Here is a 24,277-nt window from a genome sequence, read left to right on the forward strand (position 1 = left end):
TGGTGGGGGGCGGGGTCACTCGGCGCCGGACGTGCCGGACTCCAGCAGCCGGCCTCCGTCCCAGACCACGCCGACCTGCCGGTAGTACGCCGCGATCGGCTCGCGGATCTCCAGGCGGGCCAGCTCCTCGGTGGGCGCCTCGAACAGCTCCAGCTCGGCGTCGCCCACCCAGGGCTGTCCGCCCTCGAAGGACGCGGCGCCGGACTCGATCAGCTCGTCCAGGGCCAGGCCCTTGCCCTTCTCGATGGAAGGCAGCCAGCGGTGGTGGGCCATGGGGTGGCTGTTCACGAAGCCGTTGGTCGCGGACGGCTCGCGCAGGGTCACGACGGCCTGGGCCAGGCGCCGGTCGGCGGCGGCGAGGGTCGCGCCGAAGCGCGCGCCGGCCTCGATGCGCGGGGCGGGCCCGTACGGGTGCGGGCGGGTCTGGTGGATCGAACCGAGCTTCTTCGGGTAGCCCTGGTGCAGTCCACGGGCGATCGCGAAGTCCTTGTCGACCCAGATGTGGACGCAGCGGGTGTAGGTCTGTCCCTTGTACATGCAGCGGACGACGGCGAACGCTTCCTTGTACTGGGCGAGCACCGGGTCCAGCAGCTCGTCGCCGGAGGCGGAGCAGGACTGCCAGTCGGCCCAGATCAGTGCGACCGCGCCGGGGTCCTCGTCGGCGAGCTGAAGCGGCTCGGGCAGCAGCTCCCGTACGCGTGCGGGGTCGGTGCGGTACTCGACGGTGAGCAGATCGCCGGAGTAGCGCCAGGGCGGGGAGGGGATCAGCGACGAGGCACCCGTCGCGGTCTTGGGATGGAAGTATCCACGGACACGGGTCACTGGGATTCCTTGGCTGGTTGCGCGGAGCGGTTACGCGGTGAGGGCGGGCTGCTTCAGCAGTGCGGCGCGGTGGCGGGCGGCGGCGGCAGCGGCGGCGGAGCCGCCGAGGGCGACGACGCCGACCAGCCGGCCGGCGTCGTGGTAGCCGACCAGGACGTCCCCGTCGAGGTCGCCCTCCAGGACGCGTACGTCCTCCTTGCCCAGGGCGGGGGCGCCGAAGGACTGGAGCCGGAAGTCGTGCTGGTCGCTCCAGAAGGTGGGCAGCGGGGCGAACGGCGCGAGTGAGGACTCGGTGCCGTTCAGATGGGCGGTGAGGACCCGGGCGGCGTGCTTGGCGGTGTCCGTGGGGATGGACCAGTGCTCGACGCGGCGGGGCACGCCGTCGTAGCGGGCGTTGGGGAAGCGGGCGACGTCGCCGACGGCGATCACATCGGGGCGGCCGCCGACCCGCAGGTGCTCGTCCGTGAGGACGCCGTCGGTCAGGTCGAGGCCGTTGCCGCCGAGCCACTCGGTGTTGGCGACGGAGCCTACGGACTCGACGACGACGTCCGCGGCGAGCACCGTGCCGTCGGCCAGGACCACTCCGGTGACCCGCTCGTCGCCTTCGAAGCCGCTCACGCCGGTACCGAGGGCGAAGCGGACGCCCCTGTGCTCGTGGCGGTCGCGCAGCGCCTTCGCGAGGAGCTCGCCGAGCGGTCCGACCATCGGCAGCGGCAGCGGGTCGACGACGGTGACCTCGGCGGCGCCGAGGGCCACGGCGGTGGCGGCCACCTCGCAGCCGATGAAGCCCGCCCCGATGACGACCACGCGTACGCCCGGCTCGGTCAGCGCCTCGCGCAGTGCCCGGGCGTCGGCCAGGGTGCGGACGGTGTGCCGGCCGGCGACGGGGCCGGGGCAGGTCAGCCGCCGGGGACGCATTCCGGTGGCGACGACGAGCCCGACGTACGCCAGGGTCGCGCCGTCGTCGAGTTCGACGGTCCGCCGGTCGAGGTCGGCGCGGACGACCTGGGTCCCCAGCCGCCACTCGACGTCGGCGACGGCGGCCCGGGGCCGGAAGGCGAGCGACTCGAAGGACGCCTTGCCCGCCAGCACCTCCTTGGACAGCGGAGGCCGGTTGTAGGGCATGTGCGGTTCGTCCCCGACCAGGGTGACCGGCCCGTCCCAGCCCGCGGCGCGCAGCTGCTCGGCGGCGCGCAGGCCGGCCATGGAGGCGCCGGCCACGACGATGGGTGCGCGCACGGCTCAGCCCTCGATCCGGATGGCCTGGAGCGGACAGACGTCGGCGGCCTCCTCGACCTCGTCGCGCAGCGCGTCGTCGGGGTCGGGGACGTAGGCCAGGCGGCCGGCGTCGTCGAAGCGGAAGACGTCGGGGGCGGCGAAGACGCACTGGCCGTGGTCCTGGCACTTGTTCATGTCGACGACGACCTTCATGGCCGGTCCTCCTGGTACTGAGGGGGCGTCGGAGAGGGGGATGAAGGGGCCCGGACCGCTGGGGGGCCGGGCCCCGGCCAAAGGGTGCGGCTGTCACCGCACCCCAACTCGTTTGGCGTCAAACAACATAGGAAGCGGCGCGACCTCTGGTCAATAGCTATCCAGGTGGATAAATTTTTGCACCGGCCCCCTTGCGGGAGAGTGACGGGCGTCCCTACCGTTTGGCACCAAACAGAGCGGTCTTCAGCGCTCCCGCAGTGCGCAGCCGCCCTCTTCCCCCTTCTCCCCCAGCGCCCTGAGCCCTGGGAGGCGCCCCCTTCCCCAGAGGAGACACCGGTGAGCGCATCCGACACCCCGCCCGTCCGCCACCACATGGAACGGCTGGCCGCCGAGGGCATCGACGTGGTCCGGGTCACCTACCCCGACCTCATCGGCACCGAACGGGCCCGGGACGTCCTGCTGGACCACCTGCCATCGGCCTGCGAGCACGGTCTGGCCTTCTGCCGCGCCGTCTACCACACCAGTCCTCAGGGCGACGTCGTCCCCGTCTCCGGGGGGCTCGACGCGGGCCTGCCCGACATCTGCGTGCGTCCCGACCTCGACACCCTGACCTCACTGCCGTGGGAACCCGGCGTGGCCACCTGTCTGGGCGACATCACCGACCCGGCCACCGGGCGGCCGGCCCCGGAGTCCCCGCGCGACCTGCTGCGCGCCGTCCTCGACCAGTGCGCCGAGCACGGCCTGCGCCCCGTCGTCGGCCCGGAGCTGGAGTACTTCCTGTGCGACGCGGCCGCGGACACCCCGACCGGATGGCGCAAGTACAGCGACGCCGAGGGCGTCGTCTACACCGCGGGCCTGCGTGCGGACGACGACAACCACCTGCTGCGCACCCTGCGCCTGCTGCACGCCATGAACATCGGCGTCACCAGCGGGAACCACGAGTTCGACGGGTCGCAGTTCGAGATCAACCTGACCCACTCCGACGCCATGACGGCCGCGGACCGCGCCTTCCGCTTCAAGGCGGCGATCAAGGAACTCGCCCGCAAGGAGGGCCGCCTCGCCACCTTCATGGCCAAGCCCTTCAACGGCGCCGGCGGCTCCGGCTTCCACCTCCACCTCTCCTGCGTGGTCGAACAGGACACCAACGCCTTCGCCGACCCGTCCGCCCCCTACGGCCTGTCCGCCACCGGGCGCCACGCCGTGGCCGGCGTCCTGGCCCACGCCCCCGCGCTGGCGGCGCTCGCCAACCCGACGGTCAACTCCTACAAGCGCTTCGGCCCCGACACCCTCGCCCCCTGGCTGATCGACTGGGGCCTGGACAACCGCAGCGCCATGGTCCGCATCCCGCCCGAGCGCGGGTCCGGCTCCCGTCTCGAACTGCGTCTGGGCGACGCCAGCGCCAACCCCTACCTGCTGATCGCCGGCACCGTCGCGGCCGCCCTGCTGGGGGTCCTGGCCGGCGAGGAACCTCCCATCCCTCTGGAGGGCTACGGCTACGACACGACGAAGTCTCCCGTGCTGCCGATGTCCCTGCCCGCCGCGCTCGACGCCCTGGAGGCCGACACGGCGCTGACCGAGCTGCTCGGCAAGGACTTCACCACTTCCTACCTCGCGTACAAGCGTGACGAGGTCGCGCGCTTCCAACGGCACGTCACCGACTGGGAGTTCACCGAGTACGCCTACCACCTGTGACGCCGGTACCACCCGTGACGCCGAGGAGCACACACCCCATGACCACCACCGCCCAGCCGCTGACCGAGGCCGTGCGCGAGCCGCTGCCGCTCGCCGACGTCGACCTCGCGAACCTCGACAACTTCACCGACGGCGTCACCCCGTGGCGCATGTTCCACACGCTGCGGCACGAGGACCCCGTCCACTGGCAGGAGGAGGACGCGCCCAACTCCGGCTTCTGGACCGTGTCCCGGCACGCCGACATCGCCCGCGTCGACCGTGACGCCGAGACCTTCACCTCCACGAAGTTCGTCAACCTCGAAGAGGTCGACGACGACCAGATCAAGAAGCGCGCCTCCATCCTGGAACTCGACGGGATCCGCCACCGCGCCCTGCGCAGCCTGCTGCAGCGCCAGTTCGGCGCGAGCGTCATCAACAGCTACGCCGACTTCCTGCGCGGCCTGACCGCCACCACCCTGGACGCGGCCCTGTCCAAGGGCACTTTCGACTTCGTCAAGGAGGTCTCCGCCGACTTCCCGATCAACGTCCTGGCCCGCCTGCTGGACGTGCCCCCGGAGGACAACCAGCAGCTCATCGACTGGGGCAACCGCATCATCGGCAACACCGACCCCGACTACGCCGACGTCCTCCTGCACAGCGCGGAGAGCGAGCAGTACCGCGACCTGCCCTTCCGCTCCCCCGCCTCCCTGGAGGTCTTCTCCTACGGACGGGAACTGGCCCGACGGCGCCGGGGCGGCACCGGCACCGATCTGATCTCCCGGCTGGTCAACGAGACCCCGCGCGACGGGGTCCCGCTCTCCCCGCAGGACTTCGACAACTACTTCCTGCTGCTGGTCGTCGCCGGCAACGAGACCACCCGGCACACCATCACCCATTCGATGCTGGCCCTCCTCCAGCACCCCGAGCAGCTCGCCCGCCTCAAGGACGATCCCTCCCTGATCCCGACGGCGGTCGAGGAGTTCCTGCGCTGGGCCTCTCCCGTCTACCACTTCCGCCGCACCGCGACCCGCGACGTCGAACTCGGCGGCAAGCGGATCAAGGAGGGCGACAAGGTCGTCATGTGGTTCGCCTCCGGCAACCGCGACGAGGAGGTCTTCGGCAACCCCTACGACTTCGACGTCGCCCGCCGGAACAACGACCACGTCACCTTCGGCAAGGGCAGCCCGCACCTGTGCCTGGGCAACCTGCTGGCCCGCACCGAGATCCGCATCATGTTCGAGGAGCTGATCCCACGCCTGGCGGACATCCGCCTGGCCGGCGACGTGCCGCGCGTGCGTTCCAACTTCGTCAACGGCATCAAGAAGCTGCCGGTCGAGGTGACGCTCGCCTGAGCCACCCGGCACCGGCACGGCAGGGGCGGTCGCCGTTCACGGACCGCCCCCGTCCCGGCTGTCATCCCCACGGCGCGGGAGGCGTCAGAGCGTCACCCCCGTCCGCCGGCCCGGACAAGCCGACGTAGGCGCGCAGGTGAGAGTGCATGGTCGGCACCTTCCACCGACGCAGAGCGTCTGTCGCGGCCCATGGCCAGGAGGCCTCGTCCTGCTCGGAGGTGTCCGGGGACGTCGTCGGCCATGCCATAGGATTGCTGCAGCCGGCCCCAGGGCACATCGTCCAGGCCGGCCAGCGGGTCGCCATCCTTCACGGCAGCCGATCTTGGCACAGCGGCGATCCGTCCCGCGCTGCGGCCTCTGATCGGGCGACGGTCGTGCGAGCACCCGAGTGGCGGCCCCATGTGATCGGCGGCGGCACGCGCACGACGTGCCGGGACGGGCGGACGTCACGGGCCAGCGGCCGCGGGGGTCATGGTCAGCTCCGCCCAGATGGTCTTGCCCGTGGCCGTGTAGCGCGTGCCCCACGCCTCCGCGAGTTGCGCGACCATGAACAGTCCTCTGCCGCCTTCGTCGTCACTGCTCGCCTGGCGCAGGTGCGGCGATGTGTGGGAGGCGTCCGAGACCTCGCAGATGAGTGTGTGTTCCCGAATGAGCCGCAGGTGGATGGGGCTGCGGCCGTAGCGGATCGCGTTGGTCACCAACTCGCTGATGACCAGCTCGGCCAACGGCACGTCCTCCGCGAGGCCCCAGTCGGTGAGTTGGTGCGAGACCCGGGCTCGGGTCCGGGCGACGGCCTCGGGCTCGGCGGGCAGGTCCCACGTGGCGACCCGGTCGGCCTCCAGGCTCCGGGTGCGGGCCAGGAGAAGGACGGTATCGTCCGCCGGCGGCCGTTCGTCCAGGGCGGCCTCCACGGCGGCCCGGCACAGGTCGTCCAGCGGCCGGCCCGGCTCGGTCAGGGTGTGCAGCAGATGCACCAGGTTGTCCGGGTCGTGCCGCAGGCCGTGGAGGAGACCGTCCGTGTACAGGGCCAGCAGGCTGCCGTCGGGCAGACTCGTCTCCGTCGCCTCGAACGGCAGGCCCCCCAGCCCGAGCGGCGGACCGACGGACAGGGGCAGGAACCCGGCTGCTCCATCGGGACGTACGACGATGGGCGGAAGATGGCCGGCGCTGGCCGCACAGCATCGCCGGGTGGCGGGATCGTATATGACGTACAGGCAGGTGGAGCCGAGCGATGCGGCCTCCCGGTCGGCCGAGAGGTCGCCGTCGGCGGCCGGGCGCACCCGGGCGTCCACGTGGGCCAGCGCCTCGTCCGGGGGGAAGTCCATGCCGGCCAGTGTTCGCAGGGCGGTACGCAGCCGTCCGGCGCAGGCCACGGACTGGATGCCCCGGCCGGTCACGTCACCGACGATCAGGCCGACGCGGGCCCCGGAGAGCGGAAGGATGTCGAACCAGTCGCCGCCCACCCCCGTATGGGTGCGGGCCGGCAGGTACCGGTGTGCGGTCTCCACCGAGCTGCGCGCCGGCACGGCACCCCGCAGCAGCAGACTGTGCTGGAGGCCGAGGGCATCGTGACGTTCCCGGGTGTAGCGGCGGGCGTTGTCGATGCACACCGCGGCCCGGGCGACGAGGTCGTGGACCAGGGCCAGGTCGTCGGGCTCGAAAGGCTGCGGCAACTGCCAGCGGTAGAAGTGCGCGAGTCCGAGCGTGGTCTCGCGCGCCCGCAGGGGCACCGTCATCAACGAGTGGATTCCGGCGCCGAGGATCTTGGCGGCGCGGGCGGGGTCCTGGGCCAACCAGCCGGCGTCCTGGTCCAGGACCGGGATCAGCAGCGGCTGCCCCGACGCCAGGCACTGGGCGTAGGGGGTGGTGGGATGGAAGGTCGTCAGCTCCCCGACCGGATAGGTCGCCTCCGGGGCGCGCGCGGTCCGCGAGAGGACCGCGGCGCGACGCAACAGGGTCGCGCTCTCCACCGGTCCGGGCAGCGGTTCCTCGCCGCGGTCGATCCCTTCCAGCAGATCGACGGCGACGAGGTCGGCCAGCCGGGGCACCGCCACTTCGCAGAGCTCCTCCGCCGTCCGGGCAACCTCCAGGGTGGAACCGATCCGTGTCGCGGCGGCCTCCAGCAGGGCCAGGCGCTCGCTGCTCCCCGGCGCCGGCCGCCCACCCAGGTCGGAGATCGCGGTGACGACCCCCCTCGCCCGGCCGCTCGCGTCGCACAGCCGGAAGGCCGAGAAGGAGCAGCCTTGGTCGGATTCACCTCCGGTCACGGCCAGGGACACGGTGGTCACCACAGGTCTGCCCGTTTCCAGAACGGTGCGCAGGAGCTTCGTCAGACGGGCGACGTCACGCGTGGGGAAGAACTCACCGATCGGCCTGCCCAGGACCTGGCCGGCCTCGATCCTGCACAGACGTTCGAGTGCCGCGTTGACCCGCAGAGCGCGAAGCTCGCCGTCGCAGACAGCCAGGCCCACCGGCGCCTGGGCGAACAGCATGTCCAGGTCCCTGGTGGTGTCGAACGCCCCGGGGGGCGGGCTGCCGGGACAACCGCCTCCGCCGAGATCCGTGCGTGCCATCACCATGCCTTCCCGGATCGACGCGCCTTCCCGGATCGACCGTGTTCGCCCGGTCACCGAGCGTCAGCGAGACCCGTCTCATCCTCATCATGCCCGGGAACCCCCGGACCCGCAGAACACAGCCGTGCACCCGGCCGACCTGCCGACTTCCGCACCGGCCGACGGCCGACTTCCGACAAGCGACGCCGTGTGCGGCGGAGCGGGCGGGTGCGGGTCCGGGACGTCCCGCCCCGCCGGCACCGGGGCCGGCCGTCCCTCCCGGCGCGGGCCTGCCGCCGCCTGGCGACGGTGTTTCCGACGCCGAACACTTGGAAGAGGGGAAGGAAGCCTCACGGGGCCGTCCATCCACGAGGACCACTTGGCCATGCACCGCACCGAACGTTCGGATCCCCCCAGTCCGGGACACCCGGCCTTCCGCCCGACCGTGGCGCCCGTAGCGGCCCTCAGGCTCGAAACCGTCCTGCTGGCCGTCACCGCCTCGGCCCTCCTCGCCGGGGGGATCCTCTGGCTGCTCGGCGACCTCGCCGCGGCGGACCTGTGCTGGGCGCTCGGCACCATCGCCGCCGTCGGCCCCGCGGTCGGCTGGGTGCTGGCCACCCTGCGTCACGGGCACGCCGGCGTGGATCTGATCGCGGTGCTGGCACTCGCCGGCACTCTTGCGGTCGGGGAGTACCTGGCCGGGGCACTGATCGCGCTGATGCTGGCCACCGGCCGCACGCTGGAGGCCGCCGCGCAGCGGCGGGCCTCCCGCGATCTGCGCGCGTTGCTCGAACACGCACCGCGCACCGCCCGCCGGCGCACCGGCAAGGAAATTCGTTCCGTGCCTCTCGGCGACGTCGGCGTCGGGGACCTGTTGGTCGTCGGCCCCGGCGAGGTGGTACCGGTCGACGGCCGGGTCGCCAAGGGCGCCGCCGTGCTCGACGAGTCGGTGCTCACGGGCGAGTCCGTGCCCGTGGAACGGGTACGGGGCCAACTCGTACGCAGCGGTGTCGTCAACGCGGGCGGTGCCTTCGACCTGCGGGCGACGGCGACCGAGCAGGACAGCACCTACGCCGAGATCGTCCGGCTGGCCCGTCAGGCGAGCGCGGAATCGGCTCCCGTGGTCCGTCTGGCCGACCGCTACGCCGCTTGGTTCCTGCCCCTGGCGGTGGCGGTCGCGGCCCTGGCCTGGCTGCTCAGCGGGTCCGCGGTGCGGGCGGTGGCGGTGCTGGTGGTCGCCACGCCCTGCCCGCTGCTGCTCGCCGCCCCGGTGGCGATCGTCTCCGGGCTGTCCCGGGCGTCCCGGCTGGGGGTGGTGGTGCGCGACGGGGGCGCGCTGGAGCGCCTCGGGCGGGTCCGGACACTGCTGCTCGACAAGACCGGCACCCTCACCGGGGGCCGCCCGCGCGTCTTCGACGTGACCGCGGGTCCGGGCGTCAAGCCCGCCGAGGTGCTGCGGCTGGCGGCGTCCGTCGACCAGTACTCGCCGCACGTGCTGGCCCGCGCCATCGTGGACGCGGCCCACGAGCGCGGGCTGGAACCGTCGGTCGCCACGAACGTCTCGGAGGAGCCGGGCCGGGGCGCCCACGGAGTCGTCGAGGGCCGCCGTACGGCCGTCGGCCGCCTGGCACCCGGCACACCGGTACCGGAGTGGGCCCGTTCCGTGGAGAACCAGGCACTGCTGGACGGGGCCGCCGTCGCCTGGCTCACCGTCGACGGCGTCCCCGTCGGGGCCGTTCTGCTGCGTGACCCACTGCGCCACGACGCGTCCCGGACGCTGCGCCGGCTGCGCGCGGCGGGCGTCGAGCGGATCGTGATGCTCACCGGCGACCGGCCCGAACCGGCCCGCGAGATCGCCGCGGTCCTCGGGCTCGACGACGTACGCGCCGAACTGACCCCGGCCGACAAGGTGGCCGCCGTCCACGCGGAACGCGCCCACGCGGTCACCGTGATGGTCGGCGACGGCGTCAACGACGCCCCCGCACTCGCCGCCGCGGACGTCGGGGTGGCGATGGGCGCACGGGGTTCCACCGCCTCCTCCGAGGCGGCCGACGTCATCCTCACCACCGATCGTGTGGACCGGCTCGCCGACGCCACGGTGATCGCCGTACGCGCGCGGCACATCGCCGTGCAGAGCGCCCTCGGCGGCATGCTGATGTCCTTGGCGGCCATGGGCGCGGCCGCCCTGGGGCTGCTGCCGCCCGCTGTCGGCGCCCTGCTTCAGGAGGGCATCGACCTGGTGGTCATCCTCAACGCGTTGCGCGCCCTGCGTGTCGGTCACGCGGGCCGTCCCGCCCTCGAGCCGGGCGCCGAAGCCCTGATCCGCCGCTTCGCCGCCGAGCACGAGGACCTCCAGGACGTGCTGCACGCCGTACGGGGGGCCGCGGCCTGTCTCTCGGATCAGGGCGAGAGCGCGAAGGCCCTGGACTCGGTGCGCACCGTGCACCGGCTGCTCACCGAGCGGTTGCTGCCGCACGAACACGCCGAGGAGCACGAGCTGTATCCGGCCCTCGAAGCCACCCTCGGCGGCCCGGAGGCGACCGCGACCATGAGCCGCGCCCACGCGGAGATCGAGCGGCTCGCCCGACGGGTGGCCACCCACCTGTCGCTCGCCGACGCGCAGGGCACGCTCGCTCCTGAGCAGCTCGAGGACCTGCGTGCCTGCCTGTACGGTCTGCACACCGTCCTGCGGCTGCACTTCACCCAGGAGGAGGAGAACTACTTCTCACTGGCTCCGTGAGACACCGGCGGCCGGCACCGGGGCGCGCCGCAGCCGCAGGGGGACCCGTGCCGTGGGCACCGTGATGGGCAACGCCGTGACAGCCGGCGCCTTCGCGGGTAGTCGGCCACCATGTCCGATCAGTTTCAGATCGAGCCGGTGGGCGATCACGCCTACCTGGTGCGTGCCCGGTACAGCGGTGGTGTGATCGAGTCGCGGTTCGAGGCGAGCCCGGCCGTCGTCGACGAACTCGATGCGGCCCAGGCCGACGAGCAGCGGATCATCGAGGAGACGGCCCTCTACCTCGCCGAGCGACAGCCGGTCGTCGACCTGCCCCCGCTGGTCGACCTCGAGGATGTCGAGGCCGCGTACGGAGATCACTACATCAAGGAGATGAGCCGGCGACTGAAAGGCGCCTGAGGTGCCGTCGCACACTGATCACGCAGATCGCCGGGGAAGCCTGGTGCGCCATCAGCGGGGTGCGGTCTCGCCCATCGCGTGCAGGGCCAGTGTGGAATGCGCGTAGGCGCCGCCGGCGCGCATCTCGGCAGCGACCCAGATGGCCTCCATGATCTCTTCCGGGCTGTTTCCCTTGCGCTGCGCGAGGCGGGTGTGTCCTTGGATGCAATAGGGGCACTGCGTGACGTGGGCGACGGCCACGGCGATCAACTGCTTGGTCTTCTCCGGCAGCGCTCCCTCGGCGAACACGGCCCGGCTGAAGTTCTCGAACGCCTCGTTGACGGCCGGGGCGAGTTGGGCCCGCCGGGCGCCGATCTCCGGTGTGGCGGGGTGGTAGACGGACTCGGTCATGACTGCCTCCAGTTGCACAACGACGCGCGGCGGCTGTTCGAGCAGTGCCCCGAGGTCGGTGGGGGACACGGCGCCGCGACGTCATCCGACGGTCACACCCGCTGCGGTACCACCGCCACCGGGCACTGTGCGTGATGCAGCAGGGCATGGGACGTCCGGCCCAGTTGGATCCCGAAGGACCCCGCCCTGCGTCGCGCGCCCACGATCACCAGATCGGCGGCGGCCGAACGATGCACGAGCACCCTGTGTGCCGGTCCCTCCACCGTCGCGCCCCGCACGCGGACCGTCGGATGGCCGGCCGTCGCATCGCGCAGCAGCTCATCGAGAAGGGCGGCGGTCCGGTCCTCGTCCCCATGGTCCGAGTCGTCGTCCACCACCGGGGAGCCGGCCGTCTCGTTCGTGCGGCGGCGCCAGGCCCGTACGACGTCGAGGACGCAGCCGCGCGACTCGGCCTCGCGGAAGGCGAAGCGCACCGCCTCATCGCAGGTCCCGGACTCGCCGGCGCCGAGCAGAATGCGCTCGTGGCTTCCCGCCAGGCCCGCGGCGTCGCCGCGGACCACGAACACCGGACACCGGGCCCGGGCCGCCACGGCCAGACTCACGGAGCCCAGGAGCAGCCCCTTCAGCTCACCGCGCCCGCGCGAGCCGATGACCAGCGCGAAGGCGCTGTCCCCTGCCTCCAACAGGACGGAGACCGGGTCGTCGGGGAGGATGGTCGCGGATACCTTGACGTCCGGATCGCGCCGCCGCGCCCGTTCGGTCGCCGTGCCGACCACATTCTGGGCCATCACCTCCTCGGCGGAACGCTCCCTGCCCGCCGACGGGAGAGCACCCTCGTAGCGCTCCCAGAGGGAGCCGTACACCAACCGCAACGGCAGTCCGTGCCGGGCGGCCTCGTCCACCGCCCAGTCGACCGCCGTCAGGCTCGGGCCCGACCCGTCCACACCCACCACCAGCGGCGTCTCCATCCCCACCGCCACCTTTCACCGGACTGCGCGTGGAGCGGCACGACGTTCCTTTGATCTCACCCTCGCATCCGACGTGGCCCGACGCGAGGGCGGATCGGCCCCCTCCGGGGCCGTGAACGGGGCCGTTCGGCCCGGTTTCCTGCCCGCCCGGCCTCTGTGGCCAAGAGCCGATGCGCCGGAGGCTGAACACCTCGACCGCGGAAGGAGACCAAGCGATGACCGCTACCGAGCCGGCACCGGTGCATGCCCTGCTGACCGACGGCACCACGGTCCGGATCCGCCGGTCGACCCCTGACGACCATGCCGAGGTCCTGCGCCTGTACGAGGAGATGTCCGACGAGAACCTGCGGCTGAGGTTCTTCTCCCTCAGCCGTACCTCCGCACGTCAGGCCGCGCAGCGCGTGGCCGGACTCCCGCGCCCCGGCTACCGGGCCATGGTGGCCGAGCACGCCGGCCGCCTTGTCGGCCTCGCCGAGTACGAGGCCGAACCGCACGGCACCACGGCCGACGTCGCCCTCGCCGTCGCCGACGACTGGCACCACCGCGGCCTGGCCACCCTGCTGCTCGAACACCTCGCGGACGCCGCCCGCACCGCGGGCATCACCGCGTTCACCGCCGACGCCCTCACCGAGAACCTGGACGTGCTGAGGGTCTTCCACGACCTCGGCCTGCGCGTGAAGCGCCAGTACGACGGCCCCGAAGTGCACTGCCTGGTGGAACTCACCGAGGACGAGGCCTACCTGAGCGCCGTGGACGCCCGCGGCCGCCTCGCCGACGTCGTCAGCCTGCGTCCGCTGCTGCGCCCCGGGTCCGTCGTGGTCATCGGTGCCGGCCGCAAGCCCGGCTCGGTCGGACGCGCGATCCTGCGCAACATCCTCACCGGCTCCTTCACCGGGCGGGTCTTCGTCATCCATCCGGTGGCCTCCGCGATCGCCGGAGTACACGCCTACCGTTCCGTGGCCGCGCTGCCGCAGGTGCCCGATCTCGCGGTCGTCGCCGTTCCCGCGGCTGCCGTTCCACGGGTGGCGGAGGAGTGCGGGACGGCCGGCGTGCGTGCCCTGCTCGTCGTCTCGGCCGGTCTCGACGCCTCCCTGGCAGCGGCCCTGAAGGACGCGTGCCGCCAGCACGGCATGCGGCTGGCGGGCCCCAACTGCCTGGGACTGGCCAACACCGAGGCCGGCGTCCACCTGGACGCCACCTTCGCCGCCCGGCACCCGGGAGCCGGCACCGCCGGGGTCGCGGTGCAGTCGGGCGGGGTCGGCATCGCGCTGCTGGACGGGCTGGCACGCCTCGGCATCGGCGTGTCCAGCTTCGTCTCCCTCGGCGACAAGTACGACGTCAGCGGCAACGACATGCTCCAGTGGTGGGAAGGGGACGGGCACACCGACCTGGCGCTGCTGCACCTGGAGTCCTTCGGCAACCCGCGCGCGTTCTCCCGCACCGCCCGTCGCGTGGCGCGCACCATGCCGGTGCTGACCGTGGACGCCGGCCGCTCCGAGGAGGGGCGCCGGGCCGCTGCCTCCCACACGGCGGCGGCCGCCACCCCCACCATGACCCGGCAGGCGCTGTTCACCCAGGCCGGCGTCACCGCCACGCGCACGATCGGGGAACTCCTCGACACGGCCGCTCTGCTGCACTCCCAGCCACTGCCGGCCGGCACGAGGGTGGCCGTGGTCAGCAACGCGGGCGGCGCGGGCGTCCTGGCCGCCGACGCGTGCGCGGACGCCGGACTGAGCGTGCCGGCGCTGCCCACGGGCCTGGTGAACGGGCTCGCCGCGCTGCTGCCCGAGGGCGCGACCGCCACGAACCCGGTGGACACGACCGCGGCGGTCGGTGAGGACCAGATGTGTGCCTGCGTGGAGCTTCTCGCCCACTGCGGGGCCGTTGACGCCGTCCTGGTCGCCCTCGTCCCCACGGCCATGGCCTCGGCGACCGGCGAGGACCTGGTGCGCGCCCTGACCGATGTCCCGCGACCGCTGCTCCGTCCCACCGTGGCCGTCCTTCCCGCCCAGGCGGCCCGGGTGGAACTGCTCGACACCAACGCCGATGGCACGGTGCCCGCCTACTCCGACGCCCAGGACGCCGCCAACGCCCTGGCCCACGCGGCCACCCGGGCACGGTGGCTGACCGAGCCACCCGGGGAGGTGAGCGAACTCAAGGACGTGAACAGCCCCGAGGCGAGGAGGATCGTCGCGGCGTTCCTGGACGCGCACCCTGACGGTGGCTGGCTCGACCCGCAGACCACCTCCGACCTCCTGGACTGCTACGCCATCCCGCAGATTCCGTGGGCCTGGGCACCGAACGAGGACGAAGCCGTCGCGGCCGCCGAGCGGCTGACCGGCGCCGGCGGCCGCGTGGCCATGAAGGCGTACTGGCCCGGGCTGCTGCACAAGAGCGAGCAGCACGCCCTGCACCTCGACCTGAGGGACGCGGCCCAGATCAAAGCCGCCCACCGGGATCTGGTGGCGCGGTTCGGCGACCGGCTGACCGGCGTGGTGATCCAGCCGATGGCCGAACACGGCACGGAGCTGTTCGCCGGAGTCGTCCAGGACGAGGTCTTCGGTCCCCTCGTGGTCTTCGGGCTCGGCGGCACGGCCACCGAACTCCTCGCCGACCACGCCGGCCGGCTCGCCCCGCTCACCGACCGCGACGTGCGCGAGCTGCTCACCTCCCCCCGCTGCTCCCCGCTGCTGTTCGGCCACGCCGGCACCCCGGCCGTCGACCTCACCGGCCTGGAGCAGCTGCTGCACCGCATCTCCCGGATGGCCTGCGACCTGCCACAACTCGCCGAGGCCGATGTCAACCCGGTCCTGGCCCGCCTTGACGGCATCACGGCGCTCGACGTACGCGTCCGGCTGCTGCCGCGCCAGGCCCGCGATCCGTACCTGCGCCGCCTGCGCTGACCTTGGCCTGTTGCCGGCAACCCCCGAGTGGGGACCGACGGCCCGTGGCCGGGGGAAAACCGGCGGACCGGACGGGGACGTTCGGCTCTGGCGGCGGACTCCGGTGCGAGGGCACCGTGGGAAAAGGAGGACACCTTCGTACGGAAGTGATCACGATGGAAGCCAAGCGTTGGACCGTCCAGATCTACATCACGGAGGACGGTGACGAGACACAGGCACGCGCCGTGCTCACCACCCGCGACACGTCGGCAGTCGCGGGTCGCGGCGTGGCCCGGCGCAACCCGATCGACCGGCCGGTACCGGAGATCGGTGACGAACTGGCCGCCAGTCGGGCCCTGGAGGACCTCGCCATCCGGCTGCACGACGTGGCCGCCGACGACATCGTCGACATGGCCGGCCCCGTGCGCATGTGACGGCGCATATCCGACGTCGCCTCCTGGTCGCGCCACCGGTACGGTGGCGCGCCTCGCGGCACATGGGGCCCATGAAGATGGCACCAGCGAGACCAACCACTCCGTGCCGTCTCCCACGCAGGAATGGTGGGACGAGTGGAGGAGACCTGAGATGCCCGAGACTCCGCGCCTCGTAGGCGACGTGATGACCCTGACGGTCGTGGCCGTCGGTCGCGATGCGCCTTCAAGGAAAGCGTCCGGATCATGGAGCAGTGGAAGGTCAGTGCACTGCCGGTCCTGGATGGCGAGGGACGCGTCGTCGGTGTGGTCTCGGAGGCCGATCTGCTGCCCGCGCAGGCCCAGTCCCCACCTCTCGAAGGGCGGGCTGTGACCGCGGCGGGGCTCATGAGTGCCCCTGCCCTCACGGTGCCCCCTGGGGCCACCTTGGCCCAGGCAGCCCGGATCATGGCCGTGCACCACGTCAAGCGGCTGCCCGTGGTCGATGACGCGGGCACTCTGCAAGGCATCGTCAGCCGCGGCGACCTGCTGAAAGTGTTCCTGCGGTCGGACGGGGACATCGCGGAGGAAGTCCGTCGCACCGTGGTGTCCTGCTTGTTCCCAGCCCTCAGTCACACCATCCATGTGCACGTGCACGAAGGAGTCGTCCTTCTCCGCGGAGAGCTCCGCGACACCTCGCTCGTCTCGATCGCCGCGCGTCTCGCCCGCGCCGTGGAAGGCGTGGTCGGTGTCGAGGCGCAACTGACGGGCACACCCACCGACCCGGCCGGACCGAGGACCGGCGGTGACGGAGATGTGGACGGGCAGCCCCTCGCCGCTCGCCGTTCGGCCGGCCTGACGCGGCGGCCCGTGAGGTCTTGGCCGGACGTGCACCCGGGCCCCATGCCTGCCGTCCGCGAGCGGCCTCACGTCCGTTCGGGTACCACGGCGACCGGGCACGCCGAGTGGTGCAGGACGGTGTGGGCGACCCGGCCGAGCTGGAGTCCGAAGCGTCCCGTATGCCGCCGGGCCCCGACGACCAGCAGGTCGGCGTCGTAGGCCGCCCCCAGCAGCACTTTGCGGGCCGGCCCCTCCACGGTGCGGCGCTTCACCTTCACCTCCGGTGGGAGGTCCCGCAGCGCCGCCTCCAGGACCTCGGCGGCCTGCTCCTCGTAGACCCGCTCGGGTGACCCGGCGAGCAGCGGGTGGTCGATCGTCTCGTGCGCGGGGCACCGCCAGGCCCGTACGGCGTCCAGTACCGCTCCACGCCGGGCGGCCTCCTGCACCGCGAACCGCAGCGCTGCCGCGGAAGCGTCCCCGACCCCGACGACGACGCGACCGTGCACCGGCATGCGGGCCTGATTGTCATGGCTGCCCCGCACCACGATCACGGGGCAGTCGGCGTGCGCGGCGACGAACAGGCTGACCGAGCCGAGCAGCACGTTCACCACGCCGCTGCGGCCGCGGCTTCCCACGACCAGGGCGGAGGCGTTCCGGCCCTCCCGTACCAGCGCGTACTCCGGCTCCTCGGGCAGGGCGGCCATGCTGATCCTGAGCTCGGCCTGTCGGTTTCGGGCGCGGCGGGCTCCGGCCCGGACGATGTCCTCGGCCAGGACCTGCGCGTCCGGCTTGCCGAGGTCCCGTGCCAGTGCGGAGCCCTCGTAGCGCTCCCAGAGGGAGGCGTACACCACCCGCAGCGGCACCGCGTGCAGGGCCGCTTCGTCGGCCGCCCAGTCCACGGCCCGCAGGCTGGGCTCGGAGCCGTCCACACCGACGACCAGGGGCAGTTCCATCGTTCTCGCGCTCCTGTGCGTGTGCGTCCGAGGGGGTCAGCCGTGCGCCACGACGGCAACCGGGGCGTCGGCGTGATGCAGCACCGCGTGGGTGACGTGTCCGATGTGGGGGCACAGCGCGGTCTGGCGGACGCGCCGGCCCACGACGACCAGGGATGCCTCCCGTGAGGCCTCGAGGACCTGTGCCGGCGCCAGGGGCTCGGACACCGGTTCCCGCACGTGTACGAGCCTGACCGGCGACCCGCGGACCTGCGCCTCGCGCGCCGCCCGTTCGGCGGCCGCCCGGCACTCCGGCGGCCCGTCGAGACCGACGGTGACACAGCGGGGCATGGTCTCACCTCCCGCAACGACTGAGCCATCTCCAGCATCCGCGGCCGGCATCCCCCGGGGGCAGGGGCCACAGGTCCCCGGTCGGGGCCGAGCGGCCCGCGTCCCCGGAACCGTGTCCGCGCGGTGACGGACGACAGACCGCGCGGTGAGCCGTCCAGCGACCGGGGTAGGCCGGTCATGCCCGGGTCGGCACCGGTCGACCGACGGGGCCGGACGACAACAGCGGTGGCGCGCGCGCTCGCACGGTGCCCGGCTCCCGGTCGCCGCCCTGCCGGCAAGGGCGCAGCACCGTCATGACGCGGAGTCGGGTCCGGACGACGGCGTCGCCGACTCGCACTGCGCCTCACGCACGACCTCCACGTGGATCTCGGGGGGCCGCGCGACCGCGGTGCTGACCGTGCAGTGGGACACCACGGCGTGCAGAGCGGCCAGACGATCCTCGGGCAGGGCCGGCGCCCGCACCGTCAGGGAAAGCTCGGACACCCGGGCCGGGCGGTCGTCGGCCATGCGGAAGCGTGCCTGGACGCGCAGTCCGTCACGGCTGACGCAGTGCCAGTCGAGGAAGTGGCCCGCGTGCTGCGCCGCGCAGGCGGCGACGGACGACACGAACAACTCCACGGGCGTGGGCCCGGTCTCCCGGCCTCCGTCGGAGCGTGGCTGGTCGGCCATGAGGACGTGCCCGCGGACCTGGACCTCGAAGGCGTCACCGGCGACCGGCACCACATCGACCTCCCCGGGTTCGCTGCTCGGCGCGGTGTCCACCGCGGCCGCCTGGGAAAGCAGCAGGGCCGCCAGGCCCCTTGCTTCCTCCGGCGTCATCGACACCCACAGTCCGCCCTTGTCCCGGGCGGTGCACGGGGTCTCCAGAACAACGCGTCGCATGGAGGCCGGCAGCCCCTGCGGGGCGAAACGGGTGACCTCGATGGTCCGCCCGCAACGGGTCTCGATCTTCATGTCGGCTCCCTCCCGACCGTCGTCCCGGCAGATGACGGGCTCTCCCGCGGCGGTTCCCCGTCGAGGTCAGCACCACCGTAGGCGCAGGTGAGACGGGGACGAACCGCCACCACACCCGCCACCGACTCACACAGGCGCACGATGACGGGAAGGTCGGTGGCGGAGTCGATCCGGCCGGTGACGGCCACGACCCCGTGATCGACACGGACCCTGACGCGCCCCGGGGCGAGGCCCAGAATGCGTTCCAGTACGTCGTGACGGATCTCGTCCGCGAGGGCGGCGTCCTCCCGCAGGTAGGGACGCAGCAGATCGTGTCCGGCCCTGGAGGAGGGAGCCCACCAGGAGCTGGTCCGACGACGCCCGGCAGTCTCGTCTCACCGTTGTTCCCCGCCCTGTACGGGCTTCTGGGGCGCCGTGACACCGCCGTGCCCAGGGGGGCGGTGCACGGTGTCGTCCTGGGCGAAGCCGAGCCGGTTCACCACGTCCACCACACCGTCGACGCCGTCGCACAGCCGTACGAGAATGGGGATCAAGGTCTTGTTCTCCACTGTGCCGCTTAGTGTCACTCTGCCTTCCACGACCTCCACGGTCAGCGCGGACGGCGGCAGGCCCAGGGTCTGCACGATGACGTCCTCCAGGATCTCCTCCTGGATCGATCGGTCCCTGCGGAGATAGAGCCGCACCAGGTCGCTGCGGCTGATCACGCCGATCAGCCGTCCGTCGCCGTCCACCACGGGCAGGCGCTTGACCTTGTGCTCCTGCATCGTCCGGGCGGCGCGCACGGCGTGCCAGCCGGGCTCCGCGACCACGGCGGGGCTCGTCATGAGGTCCCGCGCGCTGTTGCCCACGCCGCGGGAGGTCTGCTTGCGGAGCAGGTCCGCCTCGGACACCACCCCGACCGGCCGCTCCTGGTCGTCGACCACCGGGACGGCGGTGATGTCGTACTCGTCCAGAACGCGTGCGATCTCCTTGAACGGCGTGCCCGGCCGCACGCTCACGGCGGTGGGCGTCATCAGTTCGCCCACCGTGTGCTGCCTCATCGCATAGCGCCCTTCCAGGCCCTTCGAAACCGGCCTCGCACCGACCTGCCGGGCACGCCGGCGAGCAGCGCCGTCCTGGCGTGCCCGGCGCTCAGGACGTGTGCCCGGCGGCCGGGGAACCCGGCACGCCGGACCGCCGCAGTGACACCTCACCCGCCGTGCTTGACCTCGATGTGCTTCTCCTCGGTCTTCTCGCGCCCCATGCCCACGCTCACGGTGAGAATGCCGTCGGTGTAGTCGGCTCTGACATCGTCCTCGTCGGCCCCGGGCGGCAGCGTCACGGTGCGGCTCATCGAGCCGTAGCGGATCTCACTGCGGTGCTTCTCCACGTCCCGTTCGGTGCGCTCGGCCCTGACGGTCAGCGTGCCCTCACTGATGGTCACGTCGATGTCGTCGGCAGAGACGCCCGGGAGTTCCGCCCGCATGACGTACCGGCCTTCCTCCATGTACTCCTCGATCCGGACCGCGTACAGATCACCCATCGACGGCATCCCGAACCGAGCGGGGAAGGTCTCGAACCACTCGGGTATGTCCGGCAACGGGAACTTCTGCCTGCGCGCGAGTGTGGCCATCGTTCTCTCCATTCTTGGCTGTGGTCGGACTGCCGACACATCAACTCCACCTCTCGCGTACCCCTCCCGCCGGGGCCGAACAGCCCCGGTACGGGTTACGGACCCCGATGTCAGGGCTGGGCGAACGGCTCGTGCGTCAAGCGCCGGGACCAGCGTCGGCCTGCTCCACGGTCTTCCACACCCGGTTGCGGATGGCCTGCCGGTCGATCCGCCGCCCTCCGAGGTAGACGGAGTCGATCCTGCGCGTGTGCGTCATGTCCCGCAGCGGGTCCGCGTCCAGGACGATGAAGTCGGCGCGCTTCCCCGCCTCCAGCGTGCCGCGGTCGGCGAGCCCGAGCAGGGCCGCGGAGCGCTGTGTGGCGGTCCGGACGACCGTGAGCGGCGGCAACCCCGCCGCGGCGAGGGCTTCCAGTTCGCGGTGCTCGGCGAAGCCCGGTACCTGGGTCAGCAGACCCGTGTCCGCGGAGAAGACGACCCGCACCCCCGCGTCGACGAAGGTCCGCAGCGTGCTCTGCATCCGCTGGTAGGCGTCCACCGTGTCGAACAGCGGCTGGGGCGCGTTGTTCCGGATCCGGGCGCGCAGGTCCGCGACGCGTTCGGCGGGCACCAGTTCGGCCAGGGCCGGGTCGTCGAGCCAGCCGTCGCCGTCGGGCCGCTGGACGCTCATCGAGGTGAAGACCGCGACGTCGCGAGAGGTGAGAAGCTCGATGAGCTCGTCGTCGGGGGCCGGAGTCCGCGGCAGGTGGGCCAGGATGTCCGCGCCCGCGCGGATCGCCTCCTTGGCGTCGTCGACGGTGTAGATGTGAGCGGCGGCCTTCAGTCCGTGCGTGTGCGCCTCGTCGACGATCGCCCGGTACACCTCCGGGTGCAGCCGCGCCTTGCTGCCGTGCCGGTCGTCGAGCCAGAACTTGACGGCGTCGACGTGCTTCGCGGCCAGTGCGCGCACATGGCGGCGGGCGTCCTCCGGACTCGTCGCCTCGTGGACCGCGTCGACGGCGAAGAACGGACCGCCGTTGTCGGACCCCGGTGTGGGGGCGACGATGCCGGACCCGGCGGAGTACAGGACGGCGAGGTCCTCGTCGTCGAACTCCCCCTTGCGCTGCCGGTCGCGTACGCGGATCTCCGTGTCGTCCCGGTCGGTGCCCAGGGACTGGAACACGCTCACACCGTAGTAGGCGAGACGGCGGAGGTGGTCGAGGATGTTGTCGGCGGAGAAGTTCGCGGCGTCCGCTCCCGCGCCCTTCCAGTAGCCGATGTGCCCATGCGGATTGACGAGGGCCGGCATGACGGTCTTCCCGTGCAGGGAGACCGTCCTGCGCGCGGGATCGGGGCTGATGGCGTCCCGGGGACCGATCTCCTCGATCAGGCCGCCCCGGACGACGACCGCGCCGTCGTCCACGACGCGCTCCCCGTCGCCCACGATCACCCGGGCGTTGCCATGCCGGTGCTCCACCCGCTGCACCGGGAAGCCGGTCTGACGGCGCTCGTGGCCACCACCTACCAGGCGGTCTCCGGTGCCGGCCTGGCAGGCGTCGCGGAACTGCAACGGCAAGCCGACGCCGTGACCGCCCGGGCCGCCGACCTGGCCTTCGACGGAGCGGCGGTGCGCCACCCTGAACCGGCCGCCTTCAAGGAGCCGATCGCCTACAACGTGATTCCCCTTCTGGGCGACCTCGTCGACGACGGAAGCCACGAGACCGACGAGGAACAGAAACTGCGCCGGGAGGCCCGCAGGATCCTCGGCATCCCAGGGCTGCGGGTGTCCACGACATGCGTTCGCGTGCCGGTCTTCACCGGCCACTGCCTCCAGATCAACGCGCGCTTCGCCCGGCCGATCGGCGTGGACCGGGCGCATGAGCTGCTGGAGCGGGCGCCCGCCGTGGAGGTCTCCGACGTCCCGACGCCCCTCGAGGCCGCCGGCAAGGACCCGTCGTACGTCGGACGCATCCGCGTCGACGAGACGGTCGAGAACGGACTGGCGCTCTTCGTGTCCGGCGACAATCTGCGCAAGGGCGCGGCCCTGAACGCGGTGCAGATCGCGGAGCTCGTGGCAGGCCGGCCGGGCACCCTCTGACGAGACGCCCGGCACACCGGGACGGACGCACGGCCGGCGAGCACCGCCCCGGGCACGGCCGGTGAACCGGGAAGGGTTCGCCGCTCACCCGAGCCGCGTGTCCTCGGTTCGCCGCGCCGTCAGCTCTCCCGGCGGCACCGTGTCGCCGTCCTCGGTGACGAATGCCAGCCGCACCGCCCTCCCCGAGTCCTCCAGCGTGAACTGCGGCGAGGTGCCGTCCGGGCGCGGACGATGCGTCCGTCCCCAGGCCGCCAGCGCCCCGATGACCACGGTCAGACTGCGCCCGGCCTCGGTGAGGACGTATTCGTCGCGGGCCCGCTCCCCCGGCTCCTGATAGCTGCGCCGTTCCATCAAGCCTTCCTCGACCAGCAGCGCCAAGCGCTTGGCGAGGATGTTCGGCGCGATCCCCAGCGCCTCCCGGAACTCCTGGAACCGGGACGAGTGCGCCACCACCGCCTCCCGGATGATCAGCAGGGTCCAGGAGTCGCCGAGCACCTCAAGGCTCCGGGCGATGGAGCAGGTCGAGTCCTTGCCGAGCAGCTTGGTCATGCCTCCATCTTAGGCATTGAGTTGCAGGAAGCTACTCAGCCAGCTAGGTTGCTTTGAGATATCCAGCTATGTGGTCGGCGACCCCGAACCCTGTCACTCACTGGAGGCCCAGTGCCCCTCCTCGGAACACGCGCCAGCTTCTGGACGGCCGGCGCCGTGGTGGCACTCGCGCTGTGGACCAGCGCCTGTCCCACCATGACCTACCCGCTCTACCAGGCCGAATGGGGAGTCTCGACCACAACCGTCACGTGGATCTTCGCCGCGTATCCGATCGTCCTGATCCCGGTTCTGATCATCTTCGGGGACCTTTCCGACCACATCGGAAGACGTGCCTCCATCCTGATCGGGCTCGCCGCCGAGTTGATCGGTGCGCTGCTCTTCGCCGTCGCCGGTGACGTCTGGTGGCTCCTGGTCGGGCGCGCTTTCATGGGAATCGGTGTCGGGCTGTCGATCAGCCCCGCCAACGTGGCCATGGTCGAATTCAGCGCACCGGGCAAGGAGAAGCGCGCCGGCGCCATCAGCACGGCCGTCTCGGCCCTCGGCATCGGCCTGGCGATGGTGCTGGGCGGCGCCCTGACCGAGTACGCGCCCTTCCCGCTCCACCTCGGTTTCTTCGTCCTGGCCGCCACGATCGCGGCCGTGGCCTGCCTGGTCCTGCGCATGCCCCGGCACACCCCGGACGAGGACCGGGAACCGTGGCGCATCCGGACGATCGTCATTCCCCGTGGCAGCCGCACCGTCTTCGTGGCCGGCTCGATCGCCTTCGCCTCGTCGTTCCTGCTCGGAGCCATCGTGCTGCCGCTCGGCGCCAAGATCGCCCAACAGCTCGCCGGTTCGACCAACGCCCTGGTGACAGGCGCGATGCTGTCGGTCTTCGCGGCGTGCATCACCCTGTTCGCGCTCGTGGCCCGGCGTGTCCAGGTCTGGCTCCTGGTCGTCCTCGGGGCAGTCGGGTCGCTCGCGGCGGTGTGGCTGTTCGTCGTCACGGGCCTGACGCATTCGCCGGCCCTCTTCTTCCTCGCCTCGGCGGTGGCCGGTGCCGCCTACGCCTTCGACTTCGCCGGCGGGCTGACGGTCTTCAACCGGTACGCCGCTCCGCACCACCGGGCCAGCATGGTGTCCGGCGGATACCTCATCGGCTACCTCGCGCAGGGCATCGGGGCGCCCGCCCTCGGCGCCGTCGTGACCGCGCACGGTCTGATGCCCGGGCTGCTGAGCGGGGCCACCGCCTTCGGCGCCTTCTTCGTGGTCGTCCTCATCGGGGGCCTGGCCGTTCTCGCCCCGCTCCACCGACGCGGTCGCGACGCCGCCCGTCGAGCCACGGCAGCCGCCCCGTGATCGGTGTCCG

Annotated in this window: 21 protein-coding genes and 2 pseudogenes; 9 read left to right on the forward strand and 14 right to left on the reverse strand. The window is 72.2% G+C overall.

What is annotated here, in order from left to right; translation table 11 throughout:
* Positions 1-15 precede the first annotated feature (15 nt).
* From ACWDUZ_RS01370 to ACWDUZ_RS01380, 3 genes are read right to left on the reverse strand one after another with little or no spacing between them, the layout of a single operon-like run.
* Entirely contained in the window at positions 16-822 is an 807-nt protein-coding gene (locus tag ACWDUZ_RS01370) for an acetoacetate decarboxylase family protein (RefSeq protein ID WP_451629679.1), read from the reverse strand.
* Positions 823-852: 30 nt separating this feature from the next.
* Positions 853-2,061, reverse strand: coding sequence for an NAD(P)/FAD-dependent oxidoreductase (locus tag ACWDUZ_RS01375; RefSeq protein WP_451629680.1), 1,209 nt, complete (start codon positions 2,059-2,061; stop codon positions 853-855).
* 3 nt (positions 2,062-2,064) lie between these two features.
* Positions 2,065-2,253, reverse strand: a complete 189-nt coding sequence (locus tag ACWDUZ_RS01380) for a ferredoxin (RefSeq protein WP_451629681.1) — start codon at positions 2,251-2,253, stop codon at positions 2,065-2,067.
* A 336-nt stretch (positions 2,254-2,589) separates the two neighbouring features.
* Between ACWDUZ_RS01380 and ACWDUZ_RS01385 the strand changes: the two genes are divergently transcribed.
* A complete protein-coding gene (locus ACWDUZ_RS01385; RefSeq protein ID WP_451629682.1) occupies positions 2,590-3,945 on the forward strand; it encodes a glutamine synthetase family protein in 1,356 nt (451 codons plus the stop codon).
* 38 nt (positions 3,946-3,983) lie between these two features.
* Positions 3,984-5,276 carry a cytochrome P450 gene (locus ACWDUZ_RS01390; protein WP_451629683.1) on the forward strand — a complete coding sequence of 431 codons (1,293 nt, stop codon included), beginning with the start codon at positions 3,984-3,986 and terminating at the stop codon, positions 5,274-5,276.
* A gap of 446 nt (positions 5,277-5,722) precedes the next feature.
* Here ACWDUZ_RS01390 and ACWDUZ_RS01395 read toward each other — a convergent pair whose 3' ends face one another.
* Positions 5,723-7,849, reverse strand: coding sequence for a SpoIIE family protein phosphatase (locus ACWDUZ_RS01395; protein WP_451629684.1), 2,127 nt, complete (start codon positions 7,847-7,849; stop codon positions 5,723-5,725).
* A gap of 364 nt (positions 7,850-8,213) precedes the next feature.
* Here ACWDUZ_RS01395 and ACWDUZ_RS01400 point away from each other — a divergent pair, with 364 nt between their 5' ends.
* Positions 8,214-10,568 carry a heavy metal translocating P-type ATPase gene (locus tag ACWDUZ_RS01400; protein WP_451629685.1) on the forward strand — a complete coding sequence of 785 codons (2,355 nt, stop codon included), beginning with the start codon at positions 8,214-8,216 and terminating at the stop codon, positions 10,566-10,568.
* Between the two features lie 111 nt (positions 10,569-10,679).
* Positions 10,680-10,967, forward strand: coding sequence for a hypothetical protein (locus ACWDUZ_RS01405; protein WP_451629686.1), 288 nt, complete (start codon positions 10,680-10,682; stop codon positions 10,965-10,967).
* A 51-nt stretch (positions 10,968-11,018) separates the two neighbouring features.
* Here the strand turns inward: ACWDUZ_RS01405 and ACWDUZ_RS01410 are convergent, their stop codons facing one another.
* Together ACWDUZ_RS01410 and ACWDUZ_RS01415 are read right to left on the reverse strand one after the other, a co-directional pair.
* Entirely contained in the window at positions 11,019-11,357 is a 339-nt protein-coding gene (locus ACWDUZ_RS01410) for a carboxymuconolactone decarboxylase family protein (RefSeq protein ID WP_451629687.1), read from the reverse strand.
* Positions 11,358-11,449: 92 nt separating this feature from the next.
* Complete coding sequence (locus tag ACWDUZ_RS01415) at positions 11,450-12,325, reverse strand: universal stress protein (protein ID WP_451629688.1); 876 nt, start codon at positions 12,323-12,325, stop codon at positions 11,450-11,452.
* 215 nt (positions 12,326-12,540) lie between these two features.
* Here ACWDUZ_RS01415 and ACWDUZ_RS01420 point away from each other — a divergent pair, with 215 nt between their 5' ends.
* The 3 genes and pseudogenes from ACWDUZ_RS01420 to ACWDUZ_RS01430 all read left to right on the forward strand — a co-directional run.
* Positions 12,541-15,228 carry a bifunctional acetate--CoA ligase family protein/GNAT family N-acetyltransferase gene (locus ACWDUZ_RS01420; RefSeq protein ID WP_451629689.1) on the forward strand — a complete coding sequence of 896 codons (2,688 nt, stop codon included), beginning with the start codon at positions 12,541-12,543 and terminating at the stop codon, positions 15,226-15,228.
* 155 nt (positions 15,229-15,383) lie between these two features.
* Positions 15,384-15,641, forward strand: coding sequence for a DUF1876 domain-containing protein (locus ACWDUZ_RS01425; RefSeq protein WP_451629690.1), 258 nt, complete (start codon positions 15,384-15,386; stop codon positions 15,639-15,641).
* Positions 15,642-15,792: 151 nt separating this feature from the next.
* Positions 15,793-16,385: pseudogene (locus ACWDUZ_RS01430) on the forward strand (CBS domain-containing protein); the annotation flags it as partial.
* Positions 16,386-16,543: 158 nt separating this feature from the next.
* Here ACWDUZ_RS01430 and ACWDUZ_RS01435 read toward each other — a convergent pair.
* The 7 genes from ACWDUZ_RS01435 to ACWDUZ_RS01465 form a co-directional block, all read right to left on the reverse strand.
* Positions 16,544-17,410 (reverse strand): universal stress protein, encoded by an 867-nt coding sequence (locus ACWDUZ_RS01435; protein ID WP_451629691.1) that lies wholly within the window; start codon positions 17,408-17,410, stop codon positions 16,544-16,546.
* 36 nt (positions 17,411-17,446) lie between these two features.
* Entirely contained in the window at positions 17,447-17,791 is a 345-nt protein-coding gene (locus ACWDUZ_RS01440) for a universal stress protein (protein WP_451629692.1), read from the reverse strand.
* 240 nt (positions 17,792-18,031) lie between these two features.
* Positions 18,032-18,694 (reverse strand): OsmC family protein, encoded by a 663-nt coding sequence (locus ACWDUZ_RS01445; RefSeq protein WP_451629693.1) that lies wholly within the window; start codon positions 18,692-18,694, stop codon positions 18,032-18,034.
* Entirely contained in the window at positions 18,691-19,002 is a 312-nt protein-coding gene (locus ACWDUZ_RS01450) for a BON domain-containing protein (protein ID WP_451629817.1), read from the reverse strand. Before ACWDUZ_RS01450 ends, ACWDUZ_RS01445 begins: the two co-directional genes overlap by 4 nt.
* A 66-nt stretch (positions 19,003-19,068) precedes the next feature.
* Positions 19,069-19,734 (reverse strand): CBS domain-containing protein, encoded by a 666-nt coding sequence (locus ACWDUZ_RS01455; RefSeq protein ID WP_451629694.1) that lies wholly within the window; start codon positions 19,732-19,734, stop codon positions 19,069-19,071.
* A 149-nt stretch (positions 19,735-19,883) separates the two neighbouring features.
* Entirely contained in the window at positions 19,884-20,306 is a 423-nt protein-coding gene (locus ACWDUZ_RS01460) for an Hsp20/alpha crystallin family protein (RefSeq protein WP_451629695.1), read from the reverse strand.
* Positions 20,307-20,442: 136 nt separating this feature from the next.
* Entirely contained in the window at positions 20,443-21,591 is a 1,149-nt protein-coding gene (locus tag ACWDUZ_RS01465; protein ID WP_451629696.1) for an amidohydrolase family protein, read from the reverse strand.
* Positions 21,592-21,741: 150 nt separating this feature from the next.
* On the opposite strand from ACWDUZ_RS01465, the pseudogene ACWDUZ_RS01470 reads away from it, so the two are divergent.
* A pseudogene (locus ACWDUZ_RS01470) lies at positions 21,742-22,380 on the forward strand (aspartate-semialdehyde dehydrogenase); the annotation flags it as partial.
* A gap of 84 nt (positions 22,381-22,464) precedes the next feature.
* Here the strand turns inward: ACWDUZ_RS01470 and ACWDUZ_RS01475 are convergent.
* Positions 22,465-22,929 carry a winged helix-turn-helix transcriptional regulator gene (locus ACWDUZ_RS01475; RefSeq protein ID WP_451629697.1) on the reverse strand — a complete coding sequence of 155 codons (465 nt, stop codon included), beginning with the start codon at positions 22,927-22,929 and terminating at the stop codon, positions 22,465-22,467.
* 111 nt (positions 22,930-23,040) lie between these two features.
* Between ACWDUZ_RS01475 and ACWDUZ_RS01480 the strand changes: the two genes are divergently transcribed.
* Positions 23,041-24,267, forward strand: a complete 1,227-nt coding sequence (locus tag ACWDUZ_RS01480) for an MFS transporter (RefSeq protein WP_451629698.1) — start codon at positions 23,041-23,043, stop codon at positions 24,265-24,267.
* Positions 24,268-24,277 lie beyond the last annotated feature (10 nt).

It is taken from the genome of Streptomyces sp. NPDC003393 (assembly GCF_053589015.1).

Excerpts from the sequence above, each read along its gene's own strand:
- ACWDUZ_RS01380 (WP_451629681.1), bottom strand. The coding sequence starts at position 2,253 with ATGAAGGTCGTCGTCGACATGAACAAGTGCCAGGACCACGGCCAGTGC.
- ACWDUZ_RS01390 (WP_451629683.1), top strand. The coding sequence starts at position 3,984 with ATGACCACCACCGCCCAGCCGCTGACCGAGGCCGTGCGCGAGCCGCTG.
- ACWDUZ_RS01395 (WP_451629684.1), bottom strand. The coding sequence starts at position 7,849 with ATGGCACGCACGGATCTCGGCGGAGGCGGTTGTCCCGGCAGCCCGCCC.
- ACWDUZ_RS01400 (WP_451629685.1), top strand. The coding sequence starts at position 8,214 with ATGCACCGCACCGAACGTTCGGATCCCCCCAGTCCGGGACACCCGGCC.
- ACWDUZ_RS01405 (WP_451629686.1), top strand. The coding sequence starts at position 10,680 with ATGTCCGATCAGTTTCAGATCGAGCCGGTGGGCGATCACGCCTACCTG.
- ACWDUZ_RS01410 (WP_451629687.1), bottom strand. The coding sequence starts at position 11,357 with ATGACCGAGTCCGTCTACCACCCCGCCACACCGGAGATCGGCGCCCGG.
- ACWDUZ_RS01415 (WP_451629688.1), bottom strand. The coding sequence starts at position 12,325 with ATGGAGACGCCGCTGGTGGTGGGTGTGGACGGGTCGGGCCCGAGCCTG.
- ACWDUZ_RS01420 (WP_451629689.1), top strand. The coding sequence starts at position 12,541 with ATGACCGCTACCGAGCCGGCACCGGTGCATGCCCTGCTGACCGACGGC.
- ACWDUZ_RS01425 (WP_451629690.1), top strand. The coding sequence starts at position 15,384 with ATGGAAGCCAAGCGTTGGACCGTCCAGATCTACATCACGGAGGACGGT.
- ACWDUZ_RS01435 (WP_451629691.1), bottom strand. The coding sequence starts at position 17,410 with ATGGAACTGCCCCTGGTCGTCGGTGTGGACGGCTCCGAGCCCAGCCTG.
- ACWDUZ_RS01440 (WP_451629692.1), bottom strand. The coding sequence starts at position 17,791 with ATGCCGGCCGCGGATGCTGGAGATGGCTCAGTCGTTGCGGGAGGTGAG.
- ACWDUZ_RS01445 (WP_451629693.1), bottom strand. The coding sequence starts at position 18,694 with ATGAAGATCGAGACCCGTTGCGGGCGGACCATCGAGGTCACCCGTTTC.
- ACWDUZ_RS01455 (WP_451629694.1), bottom strand. The coding sequence starts at position 19,734 with ATGAGGCAGCACACGGTGGGCGAACTGATGACGCCCACCGCCGTGAGC.
- ACWDUZ_RS01460 (WP_451629695.1), bottom strand. The coding sequence starts at position 20,306 with ATGGCCACACTCGCGCGCAGGCAGAAGTTCCCGTTGCCGGACATACCC.
- ACWDUZ_RS01465 (WP_451629696.1), bottom strand. The coding sequence starts at position 21,591 with ATGCCGGCCCTCGTCAATCCGCATGGGCACATCGGCTACTGGAAGGGC.
- ACWDUZ_RS01475 (WP_451629697.1), bottom strand. The coding sequence starts at position 22,929 with ATGACCAAGCTGCTCGGCAAGGACTCGACCTGCTCCATCGCCCGGAGC.